The sequence below is a fragment of the Mycobacterium sp. genome, from assembly GCF_049673265.1.
GTDB lineage: Bacteria > Actinomycetota > Actinomycetes > Mycobacteriales > Mycobacteriaceae > Mycobacterium.
The window spans coordinates 1-1,641 of sequence record NZ_JBATXN010000007.1; the positions used below are offsets into that span (position 1 = coordinate 1).

At 67.5% G+C, this 1,641-nt stretch carries 2 protein-coding genes; both read left to right on the plus strand.

The window, feature by feature from the left end:
- The first annotated feature begins 129 nt into the window (after positions 1-129).
- Positions 130-330, plus strand: coding sequence for a ferredoxin (locus WBF82_RS00155; RefSeq protein WP_424381093.1), 201 nt, complete (start codon positions 130-132; stop codon positions 328-330).
- A 13-nt stretch (positions 331-343) separates the two neighbouring features.
- Positions 344-1,641, plus strand: a 1,298-nt coding sequence (locus WBF82_RS00160; RefSeq protein ID WP_424381094.1) for an NAD(P)/FAD-dependent oxidoreductase, incomplete at its 3' end; no start/stop codon positions are given.

The window sequence follows — 1,641 nt, forward strand, 5'->3', positions numbered from 1 at the left end:
TACCAGCATGCACCCGGATCCGCGAATCCATCTCGCCGTCAGTGCCTTTCGTAATCCCGTGAATGGCGTCGCGACTGGATGTAGGCTGCGCAGCATTAGGTCTTCAGCCCCACGAGGATCGAGGCCGCTATGCGGATCGTCGTCGACCTGAACCGCTGCCTGGGTTATGCGCAGTGCGTGCCGCTCGCACCCGAAGTGCTCAGACTCAGCGGCGACGAAACTCTCACCTACGACCCCAACCCGGACGACAGTCAGCGTTTGCGGGTACTGCGGGCAGCGGCGTCATGCCCGGTGCAAGCAATCCTCGTGGACCGGCTCGACACCGCGTAGCAAGCCAACACCGATGAATCGGAATGGTTTCAAAGACAACGGCCGCATCGTCATTGTCGGCGCCTCGCTGGCCGGGCTTCGCGCCGCCGAAGCCCTGCGGGAAGAGGGTTTTCGCGGGCAGCTCATTATCATCGGCGACGAGCCGGACGAGCCCTATGACCGGCCGCCACTGTCCAAGCAGGTCCTCAAGGGATGGGTGCCGGCCGATCACACGAAGCTGCCGCGGCTGCGCCAGGTGGACGCCGAGTGGCGACTCGGTGTCGCCGCGACCGCCCTGGACCGCGCCAACCGGCTGGTGCGGCTCGCTGACGGCAGCGAGGTTCCCGGCGATCGGCTGCTAATCGCCACCGGCGTGCGGGCCCGGCGATGGCCCAACGCGGAGGAGGCCGCGCTGGAGGGTGTTCATACGCTGCGCACCAGTGCCGATGCCGCACGGCTGCAGGCGGCGTTGGCGGCCCGGCCCCGGCGGGTGCTGATCATCGGTTCCGGATTCATCGGTTCGGAAGTGGCCTCGGTGTGCCGCGAACTCGGCCTGAAAGTCACGGTCACCGAACGCGGCCCGGCCCCGCTGTCCGGGGCGCTCGGTGGGGTGATCGGTGCGATCGCCGCGGAAATGCAGCGCGGCGCCGGAGTGGACCTTCGCACCGATGTCTCGGTGCTGGCATTGGAGGGTGATGCGGCCGGGCACGTGCGCCGCGCACGGCTCTCCGACGGCAGCACGCTGGACGTCGATGTGGTGGTGACGTCGTTGGGGTCGATCCGCAACGTCGAGTGGCTCGACGGGTGCGGGTTGGCGGCCGGATTCTGGGGGGTGGGGTGTGACGCCGGGTGCCGCGCGTTCGACATCAACGGGGTGATCACCACTAACGTCTTCGTGGCCGGAGACATTGCGCGTGCCCCGCATGTGCTCTACGACTACCAGTTCCTGGCGATGGAACACTGGGACAACGCCGTGCTGGGCGCCCGGGTCGCCGCACACAACCTGGTCTGCGAGGAGGTCGATCGCTGGGCGCACCTGCTGATCCCGCAGTTCTGGTCGGGTCAGTTCGGTGTGAACATCAAATCCGTTGGCGTGCCGTCGTTCGGCGACGAAATCGTCTTCACCCAGGGCTCGGTGAAGCAGCGCCGTTTTGCCGCGGCCTACGGTCGCCGCGGCCGCATCGTCGGCGCGGTCACCTTCAACCACGGCAAGTGGATCGAGCACTACCGGCAGGAGATCGCGCGGTCGGGACCGTTTCCGCCGCAGCCGCCGGGTTTTGATTTCCCCGAGGACATGCGCGTGATGCCTGCTGACTTCCCGGCGCGCGGCGT

Excerpts from the sequence above, each read along its gene's own strand:
- WBF82_RS00155 (WP_424381093.1), top strand. The coding sequence starts at position 130 with ATGCGGATCGTCGTCGACCTGAACCGCTGCCTGGGTTATGCGCAGTGC.